The following is a 21,446-nucleotide window of genomic DNA, read 5'->3' on the forward strand; positions in this document are numbered from 1 at the left end:
AGTCAGTCCACTAGCGAGGCCTTATACGCTAACGTTGTTCAAATGCTTTCGAACGTTATAAGCAAAGTTCATAATCGAAGCTTAGAGCCAAACAATGCACTATTTTATGGCGGTTGCGTTACACATTAGTGCGCTGTTAACGCAACCGCGTTACTTATAGGAACATTCAATCAGCCGCGATAGTAGCGTTGTGGAACAAATGGCATTTTGCTTACAAGCAAAGGCACCTTTTTCCCACGAACAATCGCCCACACGGGGGTGTCCAGTGCGATGTATGCGCTGTCGACATAACCCATGGCCAGCGGCCCGCCCAGGGTCGGCCCGAAACCGCCGCTGCAGACGCTACCGATGATGTCGCCGGCTTCGTTGACGATCTCGGCACCCTCACGCACCGGCGTGCGTTCTTGCGGTAACAGGCCGACGCGTTTGCGGCTGACACCTGCCTGTTGCTGGGCGAATACGCTTTCGGCGCCCGGGAAGCCGCCGGCACGAGCACCATCGGCACGACGTGGCTTGGAGATGGCCCACAGCAGGCTTGCTTCGATCGGGCTGGTCTCGGTGTTCATGTCATGGCCGTACAGGCACAGACCGGCTTCCAGGCGCAGGGAGTCGCGGGCGCCAAGGCCGATGGCAGCCACTTCCGCTTCAGCCAGCAGCGCACGAGCCAGGGTTTCGGCGTTGGCAGCGGGTACGGAAATTTCGAAACCGTCTTCACCGGTGTAACCCGAGCGGCTGACAAAGCAGTCCACGCCCAGCAGTTTCACGCGGGCGAACTGCATGAAGGTCATCTTCGCCACTTCCGGGGCCAGACGCGCCAGTACGGTAACCGCCGCCGGGCCTTGCAGGGCGAGCAGGGCGCGCTCTTCGAACAGCGGCTCGATCGTGCACTGGTCGCCAATGTGCTTGCGCAGATGCGCCAGGTCCTGGTCCTTGCAGGCGGCGTTGACCACCAGGAACAGTTCGTCGTTGCCCAGGTTGGCGACCATCAGGTCGTCGAGGATGCCGCCGGTGGCGTTGGTGAACATCGCGTAACGCTGCATGCCCACTGGCAGGTCGATGATGTCCACTGGCACCAGGGTTTCCAGAGCCTTGGCGGCATTGGCACCGGTCAGGCGGATCTGGCCCATGTGCGAGACATCGAACAGCCCGGCCTGGTCACGGGTGTGCTGGTGTTCTTTCATCACGCCCAGCGGGTATTGCACGGGCATGTCGTAGCCGGCGAACGGCACCATGCGCGCGCCGAGTTCGATGTGCAGTGCGTGCAGCGGGGTTTTCAACAGTTGTTCGGTGGACATATTCAGCTCCTGAAGAAGGGTGCAGATGAGCGCACATCAGCACTCGATAATGTTGACCGCCAAACCGCCACGGGCGGTTTCCTTGTATTTGCTTTTCATGTCGGCGCCGGTCTGGCGCATGGTGCGGATGACCTTGTCGAGGGAGACGAAGTGTTGCCCGTCGCCGCGCATGGCCATGCGCACGGCATTGATGGCTTTGACCGAGCCCATGGCGTTGCGCTCGATGCAAGGCACTTGCACCAGCCCGCCAATCGGGTCGCAGGTCAGCCCGAGGTTGTGTTCCATGCCGATTTCCGCGGCGTTCTCCACTTGTTGCACGCTGCCGCCCAGCACTTCGCACAACGCACCGGCGGCCATCGAGCAGGCAACGCCGACTTCACCCTGGCAGCCGACCTCGGCGCCGGAAATCGAGGCGTTTTCCTTGTACAGAATGCCGATGGCTGCGGCAGTGAGCAGAAAACGCACCACGCCGTCGTCAGTCGCACCGGGGATGAAGCGCATGTAGTAATGCAGCACCGCCGGAATGATCCCGGCCGCGCCGTTGGTGGGCGCCGTTACGACGCGCCCGCCGTTGGCGTTCTCTTCGTTGACCGCCAGGGCGTAGAGGTTGACCCAGTCGAGCACCGACAGCGGGTCGCGCAAAGACGATTCCGGGTTCTTGCACAATTGCCGATGCAGCGCGGCGGCCCGGCGCTTGACCTTCAGCCCGCCGGGCAGGATGCCTTCATTGCGGCAACCGGCGGCTACACAGTCCTGCATCACTTGCCAGATGTTCAGCAAGCCGGCGCGGGTTTCCGCTTCCGGTCGCCAGGCACTTTCGTTGGTCAGCATCACCTGGCTGATGGACAGCCCGTACTTGACGCAATGACCGAGAAGATCCTTGGCGCTTTTGAACGGGAATGTCAGGGGCGTGGCATCTTCGACGATGCGGTCGGCGCCGGCGGCGTCCTCGTCAACCACAAAACCGCCGCCGACCGAGTAGTACTCGCGGCTGCGGACTTGCAGGCCGGCGGCGTCGAAGGCGCGGAAGATCATGCCGTTGGGGTGATAGGGCAAGGGTTTGCGAATCATCGCCAGGTGTTCTTTCTCGTTGAACGCAATGCTGTGTTCACCGAGCAGGTTCAAGCGACCGCTACCGCGAATGTCTTGCAGACGGGCGGCGACGGTTTCAGTGTCCACGGTGTCCGGATGCTCGCCTTCCAGGCCGAGCAATACCGCCTTGTCGCTGCCGTGGCCCTTGCCGGTGGCGCCGAGCGAGCCGTAGAGCTCGACTTTGACGCAGGTGGTGGCCGTCAGCAGCCCTTCACGACGCAAACCTTCGACGAAACGCGCAGCGGCGCGCATCGGGCCGACGGTGTGGGAACTGGAGGGGCCGATGCCAATCTTGAACAGGTCGAACACGCTTAACGACATGGTGGTTCTCCGGTTTCTTGTTATAGGAATTGGCGGAAACAGGGGGGTATCGCAGATCCCCGTGGGAGCGGGCTTGCTCGCGAAAGCGGTGGATCAGTCACCATCAATGTTGTCTGACCCACCGCTTTCGCGAGCAAGCCCGCTCCCACAAGGGGATATGCGGTGTTCTTGAGAGGGGCGGGCAAGCCGCCCCTCATTGGTTTAAGCGTAGCTTTCGATCGACGGGCAGGCGCAGACCAGGTTGCGGTCGCCAAACACGTTGTCGACGCGACCGACCGGTGGCCAGTACTTGCCTTCGATCAGCGACGCAACCGGGTAAACCGCTTGCTCACGGCTGTACGGGTGCGACCACTCGCCGACCAGTTCCTTGGCAGTGTGCGGAGCGTTTTTCAGCGGGTTGTCGTCCTTGTCCAGGGTGCCGTTTTCCACCGCGCGGATTTCTTCGCGGATGCGGATCATGGCATCGCAGAAGCGGTCCAGTTCTTCCTTGGATTCGCTTTCGGTCGGCTCGATCATCAGCGTGCCGGCTACCGGGAACGACATGGTCGGTGCGTGGAAGCCGAAGTCGATCAGGCGCTTGGCCACGTCATCGACGCTGATGCCGCTGCTGTCTTTGAGCGGACGCAGGTCGAGGATGCACTCGTGCGCCACCAGGCCGTTGCTGCCGGTGTACAGCACTGGGTAGTGCTCTTCGAGGCGACGGGAGATGTAGTTGGCATTGAGGATCGCCAACTGCGATGCACGCTTGAGACCCGCGCCGCCCATCATGCGAATGTACATCCAGGTGATCGGCAGAATGCTTGCGCTGCCGAACGGTGCCGCGCAAACGGCGCCTTCCTTGCGCTCCATCTGTGCGTGGCCCGGCAGGAATGGCGCCAGGTGCGATTTCACGCCGATCGGGCCGACACCCGGGCCGCCACCGCCGTGCGGAATGCAGAAGGTCTTGTGCAGGTTCAGGTGCGAAACGTCGCCGCCGAACTTGCCCGGTGCGCAGAGGCCGACCATGGCGTTCATGTTGGCGCCGTCGATGTACACCTGGCCGCCGTTGTCATGAATGATGCCGCAGATTTCGCGGATGCCTTCTTCGAACACACCGTGGGTCGACGGGTAGGTGATCATCAGCGCAGCGAGGTGTTCGCGGTGCTCGATGGCCTTGGCGCGCAGGTCTTCGATGTCGACGTTGCCACGGGCATCGCACGCGGTGACGACGACACGCATGCCGGCCATTTGTGCAGTGGCCGGGTTGGTGCCGTGGGCCGACGACGGGATCAGGCAGATGTCGCGACGGTCTTCGCCACGGCTCTGGTGGTAGGCACGAATCGCCAAGAGACCGGCGTATTCACCCTGGGAACCGGCGTTTGGTTGCAAGGACACCGAGTCATAGCCGGTCGCAGCGCAAAGCATGGCTTCCAGTTCGTCGGTCAGTTGCTGGTAGCCGGCGCTTTGCTCGGCCGGGGCGAACGGGTGCAGGGCGCCGAACTCGGCCCAGGTCACCGGGATCATTTCACTGGCGGCGTTGAGTTTCATGGTGCACGAACCCAGCGGGATCATGGTGCGGTCCAGCGCCAGGTCCTTGTCCGCCAGTTTGCGCAGGTAACGCATCAGCTCGGTTTCCGAGTGATAGCGGTTGAACACCGGGTGGCTGAGGATCGGCGACTGACGCACCAGCGCGGCCGGGATGGAGCTCTGTACCGCGGCGGCGAGGGCGGCGAAGTCCGGCAGGGCCTTGCCGTCGGACAGCAGGCTCCACAGGGTTTCAACGTCGGCCTGAGTGGTGGTTTCGTCCAGGGACAGGCCCAGGCGCTCGCCATCGACCACGCGCAGGTTGATGCGCTGGGCATGCGCCTTGTCGTGCAGGGCGGCGGTTTGAGCGCCGGTCTTCACGGTCAGGGTGTCGAAGAAGCTCGCTTGCTCGACGTTCAGACCCAGTGCGCTCAAGCCTTTGGCCAGGATTGCAGTCAGGTGATGCACGCGATTGGCGATCTGCGTCAGGCCTTTTGGACCGTGGTACACGGCATACATGCTGGCGATGTTGGCCAGCAGTACTTGCGCGGTGCAGATGTTGCTGGTGGCTTTCTCGCGACGGATGTGTTGCTCGCGGGTCTGCATGGCCAGGCGCAGGGCCGGGTTGCCGAAGCGGTCTACCGAAACACCGACCAGGCGGCCCGGCATGTCACGTTTGAATGCGTCTTTAGTGGAGAAGTACGCTGCGTGTGGGCCACCGAAGCCCAGCGGCACGCCGAAGCGTTGTGCGCTGCCGATGGCCACGTCGGCGCCGAATTCGCCAGGGGCGGTCAGCACGGTCAGGGCCAGCAGGTCCGCAGCCACGGCGACGAGGGCGTTGGCAGCGTGGAAGCGTTCGGTCAGCTCGCGGTAATCGAACACGTCACCGTTGCTCGCCGGGTATTGCAGCAGGGCGCCGAAGAATGGCGTCACGTCGCTCAGTTCACGCTCGTCACCCACCACCACGTCGATGCCCAGAGGCTCGGCACGGGTGCGCAGTACGTCGAGGGTCTGCGGGTGGCAATGCACGGAGGCGAAGAAAGCGTGGCTGCTTTTGTTCTTGCTCAGGCGTTTGCAGAAGGTCATGGCTTCGGCAGCGGCGGTGGCTTCGTCGAGCAAGGAAGCGTTGGCGATCGGCAGGCCGGTGAGGTCGCTGATCAGGGTCTGGAAGTTCAGCAGCGCTTCGAGACGGCCCTGGGAGATTTCTGGCTGGTACGGGGTGTAGGCGGTGTACCAGGCCGGGTTTTCCAGCAGGTTGCGCAGGATCGGCGACGGCGTGTGGGTGCCGTAGTAGCCTTGGCCGATGTAGGTCTTGAACAGCTGGTTTTTAGTTGCGATGGACTTGATCAAGGCCAGGGCATCGGCTTCGCTCAGGCCGTCTTCCAGGCCGAGGACGCTGGTGCCCTTGATGCTGTCGGGAATCACGCTGGCGCTCAGGGCTTCCAGGGAGTCGAAACCGAGGCTGTTGAGCATCGCTTGCTCGTCACCGGCGCGCGGGCCGATGTGACGGGCGATGAATTCGTTGGCGGTGGTCAGATTGATTTGAGTCATGTCGGTGCTCCTCAGGCTTCGGCTTGGGCTTTGATCAGGCGGTCGTAGGCGTCCTGATCCAGCAGTTGGCCGACGGCGGCGGCGTCGCTTGGTTTGAAACGGAAGAACCAGCCTTCACCCAGCGGATCTTCGTTGACCAGTTCCGGGCTGCTGTCCAGCGCCGGGTTCACTTCCAGTACTTCGCCATCCAGCGGCATGTACACGCCGCTGGCGGCCTTTACCGATTCCACGGTGGCGGCTTCGGCGCCTTTGTCGTAAGACTGCAGCTCAGGCAGTTGAACGAAAACCACGTCGCCCAAGGCGTTCTGTGCGAAAGCGGTGATGCCGACGGTGACGCTGCCGTCAGCTTCGGTGCGCAGCCATTCGTGATCTTCAGTAAAACGCAACTCGCTCATGGAAACTCCTAAGGGGCCAGACTCGTCTGGTGGACGCGATTGAATGCTTGGGCGATGCCCTGGTTATGGAAGACTACATAGCAAGAACGCGGCCAACGTTGTTTTTATCGTTATTAATCAATGATTTAGCGGGTTGTGACAAACGCTGAAATTCATTCGCTGTAGCGAATTCGATACGGCGTATGACAAGGATAAAAGCCGAGGTGGATCAAAGCCTTGCACAGCCGTGATCGGAGAGGGGTGTAGCGATATCGTTCCGCTGTAGCGCTTTCAGTACAGGTGGAGGTCGTTTTTGAACCCGGTTTTGAATTTGACGAAGCTCATGTGGGAGCGGGCTTGCTCGCGAAAGCGTAGTGGCAGGCGACGATGTATTGACTGATGTACCGCCTTCGCGAGCAAGCCCGCTCCCACAGGGATCTGCGGTGAGGCCTCAAGCCTTGCCCGGAATCCCGTACTTGCGCAACCGATGGGCAATCGCGGTATGGGAGGTTTGCAGGCGGGTCGCGAGTTGCCGGGTCGAGGGATAGCTGACGTAGAGTTTTTCCAGCAGGGTTTTCTCGAATTCGTCCATGGCCTGCTCGAGGCTGTCGACGTCATGGTCGCTCTGGCGGGCCACCGAGGTGCCGGCGATGTCGAGGTCGCCAATGTCCACCAGGCTGCTTTCGCAGATCGCCGCGGCGCGGAAGATCACGTTCTGCAATTGCCGCACGTTGCCCGGCCAGCGGTTGCCCAGCAGCGCCGGGTAAGTGCCCGGCGCCAGGCGACAGACCGGGCGCTGGATCTGCGCGCAAGCCTGCTGCATGAAGTAGCGGGCCAGCAGCAGAATATCCTGGCCGCGCTCACGCAACGGCGGCACTTCAACGTTGAGGACGTTGAGGCGATAGAACAGGTCTTCGCGGAACAGGCCTTCGCTGACCATTTTTTCCAGGTCGCGGTGGGTCGCACTGAGAATCCGTACGTTGACCTTGACCTCACGGTCACCGCCGACCCGGCGAAAACTGCCGTCGTTGAGGAAACGCAGCAATTTGGCCTGCAGATACGGCGACATCTCGCCGATCTCATCGAGAAACACCGTGCCCTGGTTGGCCAGTTCCATCAGCCCTGGCTTGCCACCTCGTTGCGCGCCGGTAAAAGCGCCGGGGGCGTAGCCGAACAGTTCACTTTCGGCGAGGTTCTCCGGTAATGCCGCGCAGTTCAATGCCAGAAACGGCGCGCTGTGCCGGGCGCTGATGGCGTGGCAGGCGCGGGCCACCAGCTCCTTGCCGGTGCCGGTTTCGCCCTGGATCAACAGCGGTGCGTCGAGGGCCGCCACCCGCTGGGCGCGCGCCTTGAGGGTGCGGATCACCGGGGATTCGCCGAGCAGTGCATCGAAACCTTCGGCATGGTCATGGTGCAGCGCGGACAGGCGTTCGCCCAAGCGGTTCGGTTGGTACAGGGTCAGTAAGGCGCCGGCGTCGGTGATCGGTGTGGCGTCGAGCAACAAGGTCTGGCCGTTGACGGTGATTTCCCGCAGCGGCAGGCGAAAGCCGTGTTCGAGCAGGGTGTCGAGCAAGGCCGGGTCGGCAAACAGGTCGGCCACGCTTTCGCCGTCGGGTTCGCGGCCGTACAGGGCGATCAGGGCCGGGTTGGCCAGCAGCACCTTGCCGTCGCTGTCCAGCGCCAGCACCGGGTCGGTCATGGCAGCCAGCAACGCGTCGAGCTGCAGGTGCCGGCGCTGGCCGGGCAGGATGTCGACCACCGTCACCGCTTGCACGCCACGCACGCTGAACAGGGCATCACGCAGTTCCTCGAGGACTTGCGGGCTCAGGGTCGGAGCGTCGATGTAAACATTGGGCGGGACCATTTCCACCGCATCCAGGTTCAGATTGCGCCCGCCGAGCAGGGCCAGGACTTCCTGGGTGATACCGACGCGGTCGATGAAGCTGACGTGGATACGCATGGGGCGGTTTCGGGTTCTGCAGTGCGGAGGGTGGCAAGTATGCCTTGGGGCGGGCTAATGGTGAAATCCTGCGCGGATTTCAATGGGGCGATGATCCTCCTGTGGGAGCGGGCTTGCTCGCGAAAGCGGTGTATCAGTCGCCAAGGATGGTGTCTGACACGACGCCTTCGCGAGCAAGCCCGCTCCCACAGGGGAAATGTGGGTTACTCGAATTTCTCGAGATCTATCGGGTCGCCGGATTTCATATTCAGCTGTTTGCGTATGTCTTCAAACATCAGGTCGTAGTGCTTGTGTGTCGAACCGATCTGACTATGGGTCTTTGGAATACCGTACTTCTCGGCGATTTTCGTCACGTTGCTGGCGAAGTTGTAGGCCTCCTCCTTGGGCAGGAAGAAGGGCTCTGACATGACCTTGCCCTGAATGCTGCCGTGCATGGTGAACTGGATGCCTTTTTCGCCTTTGGCATTCTTGCTGACTTCATAGTCGAGGTGCACGTTGTAGCTGACATCGTCCGGTGTCAGCGCATGACGCTCGATGTGCAAGTGACCTGGCTCAAACTGTGCCATGGGCGTCTCTCCTTACAAGTAGGTAATGCCAGGTGTTGCCGTGCTGATGCGCGTGCCGGCCGTGCCCTGGACGATCGCTTCGATATCCGCGAGTGAGCCGATCACCGCGACCTTTCCAGTATGGCGTGCGAATTCGCAGGCTGCCTGCACCTTCGGTCCCATGGAGCCGGCGGCGAAGCCGAGTTTTTCCATTTCGTCGGGATGCGCCTGGGCGATGGCTTTCTGCGTGGGCTTGCCAAAGTCGATGAAAGCGGCGTTGACGTCAGTGGCGATCACCAGCAGGTCGGCTTCAAGCTGTTCGGCCAGCAGCGCCGAGCACAGGTCCTTGTCGATGACCGCTTCGACGCCTTCGAGTTTGCCGGGGGACGTATACATGGTCGGAATGCCGCCGCCACCGGCACAGATCACGATGCTGCTTTTTTCCAGCAGCCATTTGATCGGACGGATTTCGAAGATGCGTTTCGGTTTCGGGCTGGCGACCACACGGCGGTATTTGTCGCCGTCCGGGGCAATGGCCCAGCCTTTTTCGGCGGCGAGTTTTTCCGCATCGGCCTTGCTGTAGACCGGGCCGATGGGTTTGGTCGGGTTTTTGAAGGCCGGGTCATTGGCGTCGACTTCGACCTGGGTCAGCAGGGTCGCGAAGGGCACCTCGAAGTCCAGCAGGTTACCCAGTTCCTGTTCGATGATGTAGCCGATCATGCCTTCGGTTTCGGCGCCGAGCACGTCCAGCGGGTAAGGGGTGACGGAGGTGTAGGCCGCCGCCTGCAAAGACAGCAGGCCGACCTGGGGGCCATTGCCGTGGGCGATGACCAGTTGGTTGCCGGGATGAATCTTGGCGATCTGTTCGGTGGCGATCCGGATGTTGGCGCGCTGGTTGTCAGCGGTCATGGGTTCGCCCCGGCGGAGCAGGGCATTACCGCCCAGAGCAACGACGATACGCATGGTGCAGTCCTTCTGAGTTCGGTGATCCCCTGTAGGAGCGAGCTTGCTCGCGATGGTCGTCAACGGTGACGCGGAATTTTTTGGAATTGCGCGGCGCTCTCGGGCTCATCGCGAGCAAGCTCGCTCCTACAAGGAGGGGGCGTGGATTTACAAGTCAGCCAGCGTCGACACCAGAATCGCCTTGATGGTGTGCATGCGGTTTTCCGCTTGCTCGAAGGCGATGCAGGCCGGCGACTCGAATACGTCATCGGTCACTTCGATGCCGTTCTTCAGGTGCGGGTACTGCTCGGCAATCTGCTTGCCGATCTTGGTGTCGCTGTTGTGGAACGCCGGCAGGCAGTGCATGAACTTGGTGCGCGGGTTGCCGGTGGCTTTCATCAGTTCGGCGTTGACCTGGTACGGCAGCAGTTGCTGGATGCGTTCGGCCCAGGCTTCGACCGGCTCGCCCATCGACACCCAGACGTCGGTGTGGATGAAATCCACGCCCTTGACAGCGGCTTTCGGGTCTTCGGTGAGGGTGATGCGCGCGCCGCTTTCTTCCCCGTATTGTTTGCAGCGAGCCACCAGGTCGTCTGCCGGCCACAGGGCTTTGGGCGCGCAGATGCGCACGTCCATGCCGAGCTTGGCGCCGATCAGCAGCAGCGAGTTGCCCATGTTGTTTCGCGCATCGCCGAGATAGGCATAGCTGATCTCGTGGATGGGCTTGTCGGCGTGCTCACGCATGGTCAGCACGTCGGCGATCATTTGCGTCGGGTGATACTCGTCGGTGAGGCCGTTGAACACCGGTACGCCGGCGTACTTTGCCAGCTCCTCGACGATTTCCTGCTTGAAGCCACGGTACTCGATGGCGTCGTACATGCGCCCGAGCACACGGGCGGTGTCCTTCATGCTTTCCTTGTGACCGATCTGCGAGGAGTTCGGGTCGATGTAGGTGACATTGGCGCCCTGGTCATAGGCTGCGACTTCGAACGCGCAGCGGGTGCGGGTCGAGGTCTTTTCAAAGATCAGCGCGATATTGTTGCCCTTGAGATGCTGCTGTTCGGTGCCGGTGTACTTGGCACGCTTGAGGTCGCGGGACAGGTCGAGCAGGTAGCGCAATTCGCGAGGGGTGTGGTGTTCCAGGCTCAGCAGATTGCGGTTATGGATATTGAACGCCATTTTGGATCTCCTAAGGTGAGCAGGTTAGTAGTCAATCGGATCGCGGATGATCGGGCAGGTCATGCAATGGCCGCCGCCCCGTCCCCGGCCGAGTTCGCCGGCGCTGATGGTGATCACTTCCACGCCTGCCTTGCGCAGCAGGGTATTGGTGTAGGTATTGCGGTCGTAGCCGATGACCACGCCTGGCTCCACGGCCACCACGTTGTTGCCGTCGTCCCATTGCTCGCGTTCGGCGGCAAAGCTGTTGCCGCCGGTTTCCACCACACGCAGGGCCTTGAGGTTGAGGGCCTGGGCCACGGTGTCGAGGAAGTTGGTTTCTTCACGGCGGATGTCGATGCCGCCCGCTTTGCTTTCATCGGGACGCAGGGTGAAGGCGACGATCTGGTTCACCACTTCCGGGAAGATCGTGACGAGGTCGCGATCACAGAAGCTGAACACCGTGTCCAGGTGCATCGCCGCGCGGGATTTAGGCAGGCCGGCGACGATCACTTTCTCGACGGCCTTGTTTTTGAACAGGTTCACCGCCAGTTGGGCAATGGCCTGCCGCGACGAGCGTTCGCCCATGCCGATCAACACCACGCCGTTGCCGATCGGCATCACGTCACCGCCCTCGAGGGTGGAGTTGCCGTGGTCCTTGTCCGGGTCGCCGTACCAGATCTGGAAGTCGGCGTTGGTGAACTCGGGGTGGAATTTGTAGATGGCGGTGGTCAGCAGGGTTTCCTGGCGGCGTGCCGGCCAATACATCGGGTTGAGGGTGACGCCACCGTAGATCCAGCAGGTGGTATCGCGGGTGAACTGGGTGTTGGGCAGCGGCGGCAGGATGAAGCTGGAGTTGCCGAGGAAGTCGCGGAACATCTCGATGGCCTTGCCACCGAAACTGGTGGGCAAGTCATCGCCCGAAACGCCGCCGATCAGGAACTCGGCGATCTTGCGCGGCTCCAGGCTACGCAGCCACGAGGTGGTTTCGTTGATCAGGCCCAGGCCCACCGAATTGGCGGTGATCTTGCGTTCCAGGATCCAGTCCAGCGCTTCGGGAATGGCGACGATGTCGGTCAGCAGGTTGTGCATTTCCAGCACATCGATGTTGCGTTCGCGCATCTTGGTGACGAAGTCGAAGTGGTCGCGCTTGGCCTGGGCCACCCACAGCACGTCATCGAACAGCAGTTCATCGCAGTTGTTCGGGGTCAGCCGCTGATGGGCAAGTCCCGGGGAGCAAACCATGACTTTGCGCAGTTTGCCGGCTTCGGAATGGACGCCGTACTTAACTTTTTCCTTGGTCATTACAGTGATCCTCCAGATGTCAAAACAGGGTAGTTACAGAGTCAGGAAGCCGTCGTAGAGTCCGTAGGCCGCCACCACGGCGCCCACGACCACCGCAGCGAAAATCAGCTTCTCGACGTTGGTGAAAACCGGTTTGTTGATTTCCAGCTTGGCCTTGGCGAACAGGATCACGCCGGGGGCGTAGAGCAGGGCGGACAGCAGCAGGTATTTGATGCCGCCGGCGTACAGCAGCCAGATCGCGTAGATCAGGGCCACCGCGCCGATGATCAGATCCTTCTGCCGTTCGCCCGCCGCGCCTTCGTAGCTTTCGCCACGCACCGCCAACAGCAAGGCATAGGCTGCCGACCACAGGTAGGGCACCAGAATCATCGAGGTGGCGAGGTAGATCAGCGACAGGTAGGTGCTGGCCGAGAACAGTGTGATGATCAGGAAAATCTGCACCATGGCGTTGGTCAGCCACAGGGCGTTGACCGGTACATGGTTGGCGTTTTCCTTGCGCAGGAACTCCGGCATGGTGTGGTCCCTGGCGGCGGCGAACATGATCTCCGCGCACAGCAGCACCCACGACAGCAATGCCCCCAGCAACGAGATGATCAAACCGACGCTGATCAGCACCGCGCCCCAGTGACCGACCACATGCTCCAGCACGGCGGCCATTGACGGGTTCTGCAGTTTGGCCAGTTCCGGCTGGGTCATGATCCCCAGCGACAGCACGTTGACCAGGACCAGGAACAGCAGCACGGTGACGAAACCGATCACGGTGGCTTTACCCACATCGCTGCGTTTTTCCGCCCGGGCCGAAAAGATGCTCGCGCCTTCGATGCCGATGAACACCCATACGGTGACCAGCATCATTTTGCGCACCTGGTCCATCACGCTGCCCAGGTCCGGGTTCTTCAGGCCCCAGATGTCGGCGGTGAAGATGTCCAGCTTGAAGGCGAACAACGCGATCAACATGAACAGCAGCAGCGGCACAATCTTGGCGACGGTGGTCACCAGGTTGATGAACGCCGCTTCCTTGATGCCTCGCAGGACCAGGAAGTGTACGGCCCAGAGCAGCACCGAGGCGCCGATCACGGCAGCAGGGGTATTCCCCTCCCCAAATAGCGGAAAGAAATAGCCCAGGGTGCTGAACAAAAGTACGAAGTACCCCACGTTGCCCAGCCAGGCGCTGATCCAGTACCCCCAGGCGGACGAGAAGCCCATGTAGTCGCCGAAACCGGCCTTGGCGTAGGCGTAGACCCCACCATCCAGGTCGGGTTTGCGGTTGGCCAGGGTCTGGAACACGAACGCCAGGGTGAGCATGCCGACGGCGGTGATCGCCCAACCGATCAGAATGGCGCCGACGTCCGCACTCGCGGCCATGTTTTGTGGCAAGGAAAATATACCGCCACCAATCATTGAACCCACGACTAACGCAACCAGTGCGCCGAGTTTCAGTTTTCCGGGTGCTTCAGACATTGCATGACTCCAATGCAGGAGAAGAGAGGCAACAGACTAATTCTGTTGACTGTTCATTCAACTGATTTAGATCACTAAATGAGAGCGTTCCCAGGTTGTTGGCGGAGTGCCATCATTTACAATGCTTTTGCTTGTAATGCTTGTTTTAGAGCCTTTTCAAGATTATTTAAGTGTTTTTTGAGTTTGTTTCGAATTATGACGCTAGTTTGTTTTTCAGAATCTGCAAATTTTCTTCATGCATTTTTTGTACAGAATTGATGTATTAAAAAAACGTATAAAACAAATGATTATATCGACGTCCCTATAGCCGTTTTGTGCAAGTTAAAAGACGTTTATTGGCGTTATCCAATAAACGTTATTACTCTTCAGCAGTTTAGTTGAAGCCCGCCATGTGACGATCCCGCGGCAGGTGTCGCCCCCAAAGAAATGGAGATGCAATGATGTCGCAATCACCGAGCAAGCTTCGCCTGAGCGCGTTGATCGCGTTGGTGGTGGGGTCGATGATCGGCGGCGGGATTTTTTCCCTGCCGCAAAACATGGCGGCCAGGGCCGATGCGGGAGCGATCCTGATCGGTTGGGCAATCACTGCCGTCGGCATGCTCACCCTGGCGTTCGTGTTCCAGACCCTGGCCAATCGCAAGCCGGAGCTGGACTCCGGGGTGTATGCCTACGCCAAGGCCGGTTTTGGCGACTACATGGGCTTTTCTTCGGCCTGGGGGTACTGGATCAGCGCCTGGCTGGGCAACGTCGGCTACTTCGTGCTGCTGTTCAGCACCCTCGGGTATTTCTTTCCGGTCTTTGGCGAAGGCAACACACCGATAGCGATCGCCTGCGCTTCGCTGCTGCTGTGGACCGTGCATTTTGTGGTGATGCGCGGGATCAGGGAGGCTGCGTTCATCAATCAAGTGACCACCGTGGCCAAGATCGTGCCGCTGATCATGTTCATCGTGATCGCCGCCGTGGCGTTCAAGGCGGACGTCTTTACCCTCGATATCTGGGGCCGCAACAACCCGGAGTTTGGCAGCGTGATGGATCAGGTCCGGCACATGATGCTGGTCACCGTGTTCGTGTTCATCGGGATCGAGGGGGCCAGCGTCTATTCGGCCCGGGCGCAGAAACGTTCCGATGTAGGTCGCGCAACGGTGATCGGGTTCATTGGCGTGTTGGCGCTACTGGTGCTGGTGAACGTGCTGTCGCTGGGGATCATGACCCAGCCGGAGCTGGCGAAACTGCAGAACCCCTCGTTGGCGGCGGTGCTTGAACACATCGTCGGCCCCTGGGGGGCGTTGCTGATCAGCGTCGGCCTGGCGATCTCGTTGTTGGGTGCCTTGTTGTCCTGGGCGCTGTTGTGCGCCGAAATCCTGTTCGCCACGGCGAAAGACAAGACCATGCCGGCATTCCTGACCAGGGAAAACGCCAACCGTGTGCCAGTCAATGCGATGTGGCTGACCAACGCGATGATCCAGCTATTCCTGCTGATTACGCTGTTTTCCGCCGGTACTTACACCAGCCTGATTTATCTGGCGTCTTCCATGATTCTGGTGCCGTACCTGTGGTCGGCGGCCTATGCGGTGTTGTTGTGCGTACGCGGTGAAACCTACCAGCAGGCGCCGGCCGAGCGAAGCAAGGATCTGCTCATTGGCGCCATCGCCTTGAGTTACGCGGTGTGGTTGCTGTACGCCGGTGGCCTGAAATATTTGCTGCTGTCGGCGCTTCTGTATGCGCCGGGCGTGATCCTGTTTGCCAAGGCACGCCGTGAGCAGGGCATGCCATTGTTCACGGTCATCGAGAAAGGCATTTTCACCGCTGTCATTGGGGGCGCCGGGCTGGCGGCTTATGGGCTGTATAGCGGGGTGCTGAGTCTGTGAAGGTGTTGCTTGCGTATCAGCCACCCTATGACTGGCCGGCGATGCTGGGCTTTTTATCGGCACGGGCGATTGCGGGACTGGAAACGGTGGCCGATGGCGTTTACTCGCGCGGCATCGAACTGAAGGGTATGCACGGTACCCTTTCCATTCGGCCTGCTACGTCTGATGCCCTTGAGCTGACGCTGGATTTTCCCGACCCGAACGGTGTGCCCGAAATCGTCGCAAAAGTGCGGCGGATGTTCGACCTCGACGCTGATCTCGCCACGATCCATCGGCATTTAATATCCGTTGATCCGCTGATGGCCCGGTTGATTGCCCAGCGCCCCGGGCTGCGTGTACCGGGGGCGTGGGACGGTTTGGAGCTGGCGATCCGCGCGGTGCTGGGGCAGCAGATTACGGTGGTGGCGGCGATTCGCCTGGCAGGGAAACTGGTGGCGCAATATGGCGCACCGCTGGGTAGACCGTTGCCGGGATTGAGCCATGTGTTCCCCACGGCTGACGTGTTGGCGGGGGCCGATCTGGCTGCGTTGGGCATGCCGAAAAGCCGGGGCCGGACGTTGTCGGGTGTGGCTCAGGCATTACTCGATGATCCGCGATTATTCGAGCCCGGTCGCGAGGGGGGCGTAGCGCGGTTGCTGGCGTTGCACGGGATTGGTGACTGGACGGCGCAATACATTGCGTTGCGACAGTTGCGGGAGATGGATGGGTTTCCCAATGGCGACGTGGGGTTGATCAATGCGTTGGCGGTATTGGAGGGGGGGCCGGTGACAGCGAAACAGTTGCAGTTGCGGGGTGAAGGCTGGCGGCCCTATCGAGGGTATGCGGCGCAATTGCTGTGGACTTCGTTGAGTCGGGTGGACTGAGCTGATCCGGAATTTGTACTGGCAGTCCTGACGTCTTCGCGAGCAAGCCCGCTCCCACAGGGACTGCGTTTTTCCTGACTATCGCGATCAAATGTGGGAGCGGGCTTGCCCGCGAAGGCGATCTGGCCGTCACCACCAATGTGCGCGATGCGAACCCAGTTCCGTTGCCGGTAGCGCCCACTGCAACGGCGTCCCGGTTATCTTCAAAGGTGCGTGTAACCGATGTGCCGGCCCCCACGGTGTCTGCTCCACCATCAACCCCTGATCCTGCTCATCTTCCGCACGTAACGCTTCATTCGTCCCTGGTCCCTGCTCGATCAACAACTTCGCCGTACGCGCCAACGACAACCGCGCCGAGCCCCCCGTACCGTCGCTCAACCGCTGCGCCAACAACCTGATCGCACTGGCCGCCATCAAATACCCGGTGGCGTGATCGAGGGCCTGCACCGGCAACGGCGTCGGCTTGTCCACCTGCTTCCAGCGCATGCCCGCTTCGGCAATGCCACTGCTCATCTGCACCAGGCTGTCGAAGCCCCGGCGGTTTTGCCAAGGGCCACTCCAGCCATAGGCGTTCAGGCAAACATCAATCAGGTCCGGATTCAGTTGTCGGCGCTCATCCGTGCCGAAGCCAAGTCGCTGCAGCGCATCGGCACGATAGCCATGGAGCAGAATGTCGGCGTCCTTGAGCAGGCATTCGAATACGGCGCGGTCGGACTTGTCGTTCAGATCAAGACGCGCGCAACGTTTTCCCAACGTGACTTCCGGCACCACTCCCGGCTCGTTCCAGGTCGGCGGATCGATGCGCAAGACATCGGCGCCGAGGCCAGCCATGAAGCGACTGGCGATGGGGCCGGCGAGTACTCGGGTCAAGTCCAGCACCTTGATGCCCGCCAGTGGTTGAGTAACTGAACCAGTCCACGGTTTGCGGTTCTGGCCTGGGTCGTTGGCAAATAGAATCAAGGGCTCGGCATTGACCGCCTGTCCCTGAGGATGGGCCTGCCATTGATCCCAGGTACGCATTTGTGCGGCACAACCACCGGCATCGACCACCGCCTGTTCCAGCTCGTTCTTCGTCCATTGCGCCACTTTGCCGGCCATCGTTGCACGATCGGTACAGGCACCGAGCACGCTTTCAGCAGCGGCGCGGTGATGGGGCGCGTTGGTGTGCAGGCGAATCCAGCCATCGCGGGCGGCGTAGTCACCGGCCACCGGGTCCCACAGCGGTGGAACGTTCCAGCCGATCGGGCGAATCGAGGTGGCGAACCAGAAGGACGCCAGGCGTCGGTCAACTTCAAGGTCGGGCAGGCGTCCGGTTTGCTGGTGCAGCAGTTCGCTGGCGGCCTGGCCGGCGGCAGCAATGCTGGAGCAGGCCAGGTCAGTGACGGCAAACGCCGAGGGCAGGGCGCCGCTGGACGTGAATGGAATCCTGGTGTGAGGCAAACCGAGTGCGGATTGAATGGACGTGAGCAGATCAGTCATTGAAGAGCCCTCCGGAGCGAGAGCCCGATCTTAGTCCAAAACAGGTGACAAGCCAGATGAAACCTGTGGGAGCGGGCTTGCTCGCGAATACGATCCATCATTCAACGATGATGGTGACTGATACACCGCTTTCGCGAGCAAGCCCGCTCCCACATTTGACTGCATTGCTGCTTACACCCGGAACTGATCCATCAACTTCATCTGGTGGGTGGTCAGGGTGTTGAGCTGGCTGCTGATCTGCGCCGATTCGGTGGCCTGGCCGGTCAGGGTTTCGGTGACGGTGCGGATCGCCGAGACGTTGCGGTTGACCTCTTCGGCCACGGCGCTTTGCTGCTCGGCGGCGCTGGCGATTTGCAGGTTCATGTCGCTGATCACGGTGACCGCGTCGCTGATCTTGCCCAAGGCCTGGACTGCCTGCTGGATCTGCCCGGCATTGCTGTGGGCCTGTGTCTGGCTTGAATGCATGGTGGCGACCACGCCGCGGGTGCCGGACTGGATGCGTTCGATCACCAGGCGAATTTCTTCCACCGAATCCTGGGTGCGTTTGGCCAGGTTGCGCACTTCATCGGCCACTACCGCAAAGCCGCGACCGCTCTCGCCGGCGCGGGCGGCTTCGATTGCCGCATTGAGGGCCAGCAGGTTGGTTTGTTCGGCGATGCTGCGAATCACCTCCAGCACGGAACCGATCTGTTCGCTGTTGACCGCGAGGGCTTCGACTTCGGTCACGGCCTTGCTGACTTCTTCGGCCAGCTGATTGATATCGCGGGTGCTGCGCTCGATGATCGACATGCCGTCGCGGGCCGACTGGTCGGCGCCCTTGGCGGCGTTGGCCGCGCTCGAGGCACTGTTGGCGACATCGTGGGCGGTGGCGCTCATTTCGTTGGACGCCGTGGCGACCTGGTCGATTTCGCGGAACTGCACCTGCATGCCTTCGCTGGTCTGGCGGGCAATCTCCGACGACTGATCGGCCGTGCCACGGGCGTCGGTGATGCTTTGCTTGATCTGCGCGATGGTCGGTTGCAGCTTGTCGAGGAAGCGGTTGAACCAGCTCACCAGCTCGCCCAGTTCGTCCTGCTTGCTGTAGTGCAGGCGCTGAGTCAGGTCGCCGTCGCCGCTGGCAATCGCCTTGAGCATCTGCGCCACGCTGTTGATCGGCCGAGTGACGCCGGAAGCGGTGAGCCACATCAGCAGCAGACCGAGCACACCTGCGATCACCGCCACCGACAAGGCCTTGATCGTGCCGCTTTGCTGGGCATCGTCAAGCACTGCCTGGAGTTTCACCGAGTCGGCCAGCAGCACTTGCCTGGGCAGGTCGATCACCACGGCCCAGGCCTTGGCATCGGCAATCGGGCTGACCGGGTACACCGCACGGATCAGGTCACCTTGCTGGAGAATCTTCGGTGCACCGCTACCGAGCAATTGCAGGATGTCCTTGCCATCTGCACCCAGGGTGTCACCGATGCTTTTGCCGACTTTCGTTGCATCGACGCTGTAGGCCGCCATCACGCCGGTGCCGGAGACAATCAGCATGTGCCCGGCGTTGTTGAACAGTTCGCGCTGGGAATCGATCGCCGCCGCTTGCAGGGCGTCGAGGGCGATGTCGATACCGACCACGCCGATGGACTTGCCATCCACCAGCAACGGTACGGAAATGGTGGTCATCAACACTTCCTTGCCGCCGACAGTATCGGCGTACGGGTCGAGCAGGCAGGTGCGCTTGCTGTCCCGTGGGCAGGTGTACCAGACGTTGTACGGCGTGCCGCTGAGGTTCAGGGTGGTCTTGGTCATGTCCTCTTCGACCATGATCGTGTTCAGCGACTCACCCCCGGCGCGGCTCCAGTACGTGGCGAAACGCCCGGCCTCGTTGGATTGCCGGGCGGCGTCGCCGACGAACTCGCTGTCCTTGCCGTCCAGGCCGTCGGGTTCGAACGCCAGCCAGATGCCCAGCACTTTGCTGTTGCGCTCGAAGGCGGTTTTCAGGCTCTGGTTCAACTCTTCACGCAAGGCGCCGGGCTCCAGCGAGCGCTTGGCGGCCAGGTTGCGCATGTCCTTGATCTGGTCCGCGAGGGCCGTGACCACCGTCAGGGTTTCACCGAATGTCTTCTGCACCCGCACCGCTTGCTCGGCGGCCTTGGCCTGTAGCAGGTCCTGCACACTGGCGGTGAGCATTCTGCTGCTGGAATCATTGACCAGGTCATCGTTCTGATTGGTCTGGTAAATGTTCATGCCCACTATCAATGCGACTACACCCAGCAGGCACAGACCGGACAGCAGGACGATTTTCAGGCGGATGGACACTGAGTCGAACATAAGGCGAACTCGCGAATGGATGAAGTGTTGGCTGTGGGCCGTTGCGGCTCACTCGCTAAGTCCGTTTAGCGCCGATCAATGCACATCGGCGTGGCGAAGAGGTTACATGAGGGGCAACCCGACGAGCGGTAGTGGTTGAACGTTTGCGCAGAAAAATGTGCCGAAAATCGCTTTAAAACGAGGAAAAATCGCGGAATTGCTCAAGAGGGTTCTGGCACCGATTCCGGCCGGGACCAGATCCACAGATTGCCCAGCCCCATCCCGGCAATCGCCAGGTAGACCGGCCAGCCGTGATCGAGCATCGCCAACATCAGGCCGGCACATACCAGCATGCTGACCGTGGCGCTGACCTTTGCCCGGCGCGCGATGATCTTGCCGTTGCGCCAGTTATGGAGGATGGGGCCGAACAGCCGGTGGTTTTCCAGCCAGGCACTCAGGCGCGGCGAACTGCGGGTCGCGGCCCAGGCGGCCAGCAGGATGAACTCGGTGGTGGGCAGACCGGGAATGACGATGGCGATCAGGCCGATACCCAGGCTGACATAGGCCAGCAGGCCGAAGAGGAAGCGGGAGAGTCTGGAGGAGGCAGGCATGGGCTCAAGGCAACATGTGGGGCTGATCGAAATCTTACGGATTTGCTTCATCCCTTGTGGGAGCGGGCTTGCTCGCGAAGAGGTCATCAGCCTCGACATCAACGTAGACCGACACACCGCTTTCGCGAGCAAGCCCGCTCCCACAAGGGGAACGCGTTGGGTCAGGCGGCTTCGGTAGCGTAAGCCTGCTCCAGCAACACGGTAAAACGGTTGAAGGCGTTGATGGCGCCTTTTTCCACTTCGGCTTCTTCCCGGGCGCTGAACGCCAGGCCGTCCAGAGTCTTGATGAAGCTTTTCCAGCCTTCCGCGCGGCCACCGGCCGGTTCGCCGAGGTGGCGGGCGCCGAAGGATTCGCTCAGGCCAAGGCCCACGGCACGTTTGATCAGGAAGGCCGCGCCGAGCTTCGAGCCTTCGGAGACGAAGATCCAGCCCAGGGCTTCGGCTCTGGTCGGGTTCTTCAGGGCACCGGCGACGGGCGCCGGCACGTCGGTGCCCAGGTCCGCCAGGTCAGCCCTGGCCGCATCGGCGCGGCAGCGGGCTGGCAGGTCCGGGACGATGGCGGTCAGTTCGGCATCGTTGTACAGCGACACCAGTTCCGACTGGAACAGGTACTGCGCCACCACGAAGTGGGCGAAACTGGCCTGGGTTTCAAACGGGGAGTGGGCCTTGACCAGGGCATCGAGCTTGCTGTGCGGCTCGTTGGTGATCTGGTTCAAGCGCTGGGAACGCAGGCTGGCGCGTTGCTCGGTGTCTTGGGTAGTCATGGCAATTCCTTGGGGAAAAAGAGGCGCTTGGTAACGAGACGAACAAGCAGGCGCCTGACAGTAAAAAA

Annotated in this window: 16 protein-coding genes and 1 pseudogene; 2 read left to right on the top strand and 15 right to left on the bottom strand. The window is 61.2% G+C overall.

The genetic code is table 11. The features are described from left to right. Positions 1–170: 170 nt before the first annotated feature. The 10 genes from gcvT to arcD (ACEN8Q_RS29435) all read right to left on the bottom strand — a co-directional run bounded on the left by gcvT (position 171) and on the right by arcD (ACEN8Q_RS29435) (position 13,504). A complete protein-coding gene (gene gcvT, locus ACEN8Q_RS29390) occupies positions 171–1,295 on the bottom strand; it encodes a glycine cleavage system aminomethyltransferase GcvT (RefSeq protein ID WP_413425984.1) in 1,125 nt (374 codons plus the stop codon). Positions 1,296–1,331: 36 nt separating this feature from the next. After that, complete coding sequence (locus tag ACEN8Q_RS29395) at positions 1,332–2,708, bottom strand: L-serine ammonia-lyase (protein WP_413425986.1); 1,377 nt, start codon at positions 2,706–2,708, stop codon at positions 1,332–1,334. Positions 2,709–2,909: 201 nt separating this feature from the next. Further along, entirely contained in the window at positions 2,910–5,762 is a 2,853-nt protein-coding gene (gene gcvP / locus ACEN8Q_RS29400; RefSeq protein WP_413704100.1) for an aminomethyl-transferring glycine dehydrogenase, read from the bottom strand. Positions 5,763–5,773: 11 nt separating this feature from the next. Continuing rightward, positions 5,774–6,157 (bottom strand): glycine cleavage system protein GcvH, encoded by a 384-nt coding sequence (gene gcvH / locus ACEN8Q_RS29405; protein WP_007996035.1) that lies wholly within the window; start codon positions 6,155–6,157, stop codon positions 5,774–5,776. A gap of 430 nt (positions 6,158–6,587) precedes the next feature. After that, entirely contained in the window at positions 6,588–8,096 is a 1,509-nt protein-coding gene (locus tag ACEN8Q_RS29410) for a sigma-54-dependent transcriptional regulator (protein WP_413704101.1), read from the bottom strand. A 203-nt stretch (positions 8,097–8,299) separates the two neighbouring features. After that, complete coding sequence (locus ACEN8Q_RS29415; RefSeq protein ID WP_008019233.1) at positions 8,300–8,662, bottom strand: DUF5064 family protein; 363 nt, start codon at positions 8,660–8,662, stop codon at positions 8,300–8,302. A 12-nt stretch (positions 8,663–8,674) separates the two neighbouring features. After that, entirely contained in the window at positions 8,675–9,604 is a 930-nt protein-coding gene (gene arcC / locus ACEN8Q_RS29420) for a carbamate kinase (RefSeq protein WP_413425993.1), read from the bottom strand. Positions 9,605–9,751: 147 nt separating this feature from the next. Further along, a complete protein-coding gene (locus ACEN8Q_RS29425) occupies positions 9,752–10,762 on the bottom strand; it encodes an ornithine carbamoyltransferase (protein WP_413425995.1) in 1,011 nt (336 codons plus the stop codon). A gap of 24 nt (positions 10,763–10,786) precedes the next feature. Then, complete coding sequence (gene arcA, locus ACEN8Q_RS29430) at positions 10,787–12,043, bottom strand: arginine deiminase (protein WP_111279888.1); 1,257 nt, start codon at positions 12,041–12,043, stop codon at positions 10,787–10,789. 33 nt (positions 12,044–12,076) lie between these two features. Next, on the bottom strand, positions 12,077–13,504 hold the full coding sequence (gene arcD / locus ACEN8Q_RS29435) for an arginine-ornithine antiporter (RefSeq protein WP_111279889.1): 1,428 nt from the start codon (positions 13,502–13,504) through the stop codon (positions 12,077–12,079). Positions 13,505–13,944: 440 nt separating this feature from the next. On the opposite strand from arcD (ACEN8Q_RS29435), the gene arcD (ACEN8Q_RS29440) reads away from it, so the two are divergent. Both arcD (ACEN8Q_RS29440) and ACEN8Q_RS29445 read left to right on the top strand, forming a co-directional pair. Next, on the top strand, positions 13,945–15,372 hold the full coding sequence (gene arcD / locus ACEN8Q_RS29440; protein ID WP_413426005.1) for an arginine-ornithine antiporter: 1,428 nt from the start codon (positions 13,945–13,947) through the stop codon (positions 15,370–15,372). Then, positions 15,369–16,235 (top strand): DNA-3-methyladenine glycosylase family protein, encoded by an 867-nt coding sequence (locus ACEN8Q_RS29445; protein ID WP_413425998.1) that lies wholly within the window; start codon positions 15,369–15,371, stop codon positions 16,233–16,235. Before arcD (ACEN8Q_RS29440) ends, ACEN8Q_RS29445 begins: the two co-directional genes overlap by 4 nt. 129 nt (positions 16,236–16,364) lie before the next feature. On the opposite strand, the gene ACEN8Q_RS29450 is transcribed toward ACEN8Q_RS29445, so the two are convergent. The 5 genes and pseudogenes from ACEN8Q_RS29450 to ACEN8Q_RS29470 all read right to left on the bottom strand — a co-directional run bounded on the left by ACEN8Q_RS29450 (position 16,365) and on the right by ACEN8Q_RS29470 (position 21,378). Continuing rightward, positions 16,365–17,714 (bottom strand): CoA transferase, encoded by a 1,350-nt coding sequence (locus ACEN8Q_RS29450; RefSeq protein ID WP_413704102.1) that lies wholly within the window; start codon positions 17,712–17,714, stop codon positions 16,365–16,367. A gap of 171 nt (positions 17,715–17,885) precedes the next feature. After that, positions 17,886–18,641, bottom strand: a complete 756-nt coding sequence (locus tag ACEN8Q_RS29455) for a methyl-accepting chemotaxis protein (RefSeq protein WP_413705521.1) — start codon at positions 18,639–18,641, stop codon at positions 17,886–17,888. A 150-nt stretch (positions 18,642–18,791) separates the two neighbouring features. Continuing rightward, positions 18,792–20,024: pseudogene (locus tag ACEN8Q_RS29460) on the bottom strand (chemotaxis protein); the annotation flags it as partial. Between the two features lie 200 nt (positions 20,025–20,224). Beyond that, positions 20,225–20,614, bottom strand: coding sequence for a YbaN family protein (locus ACEN8Q_RS29465; RefSeq protein ID WP_413704103.1), 390 nt, complete (start codon positions 20,612–20,614; stop codon positions 20,225–20,227). A gap of 161 nt (positions 20,615–20,775) precedes the next feature. After that, positions 20,776–21,378, bottom strand: a complete 603-nt coding sequence (locus ACEN8Q_RS29470) for a biliverdin-producing heme oxygenase (RefSeq protein WP_413704104.1) — start codon at positions 21,376–21,378, stop codon at positions 20,776–20,778. Positions 21,379–21,446 lie beyond the last annotated feature (68 nt).

Source organism: Pseudomonas sp. Pseusp16, assembly GCF_047324915.1.
Taxonomy (GTDB): domain Bacteria; phylum Pseudomonadota; class Gammaproteobacteria; order Pseudomonadales; family Pseudomonadaceae; genus Aquipseudomonas; species Aquipseudomonas fluorescens_CD.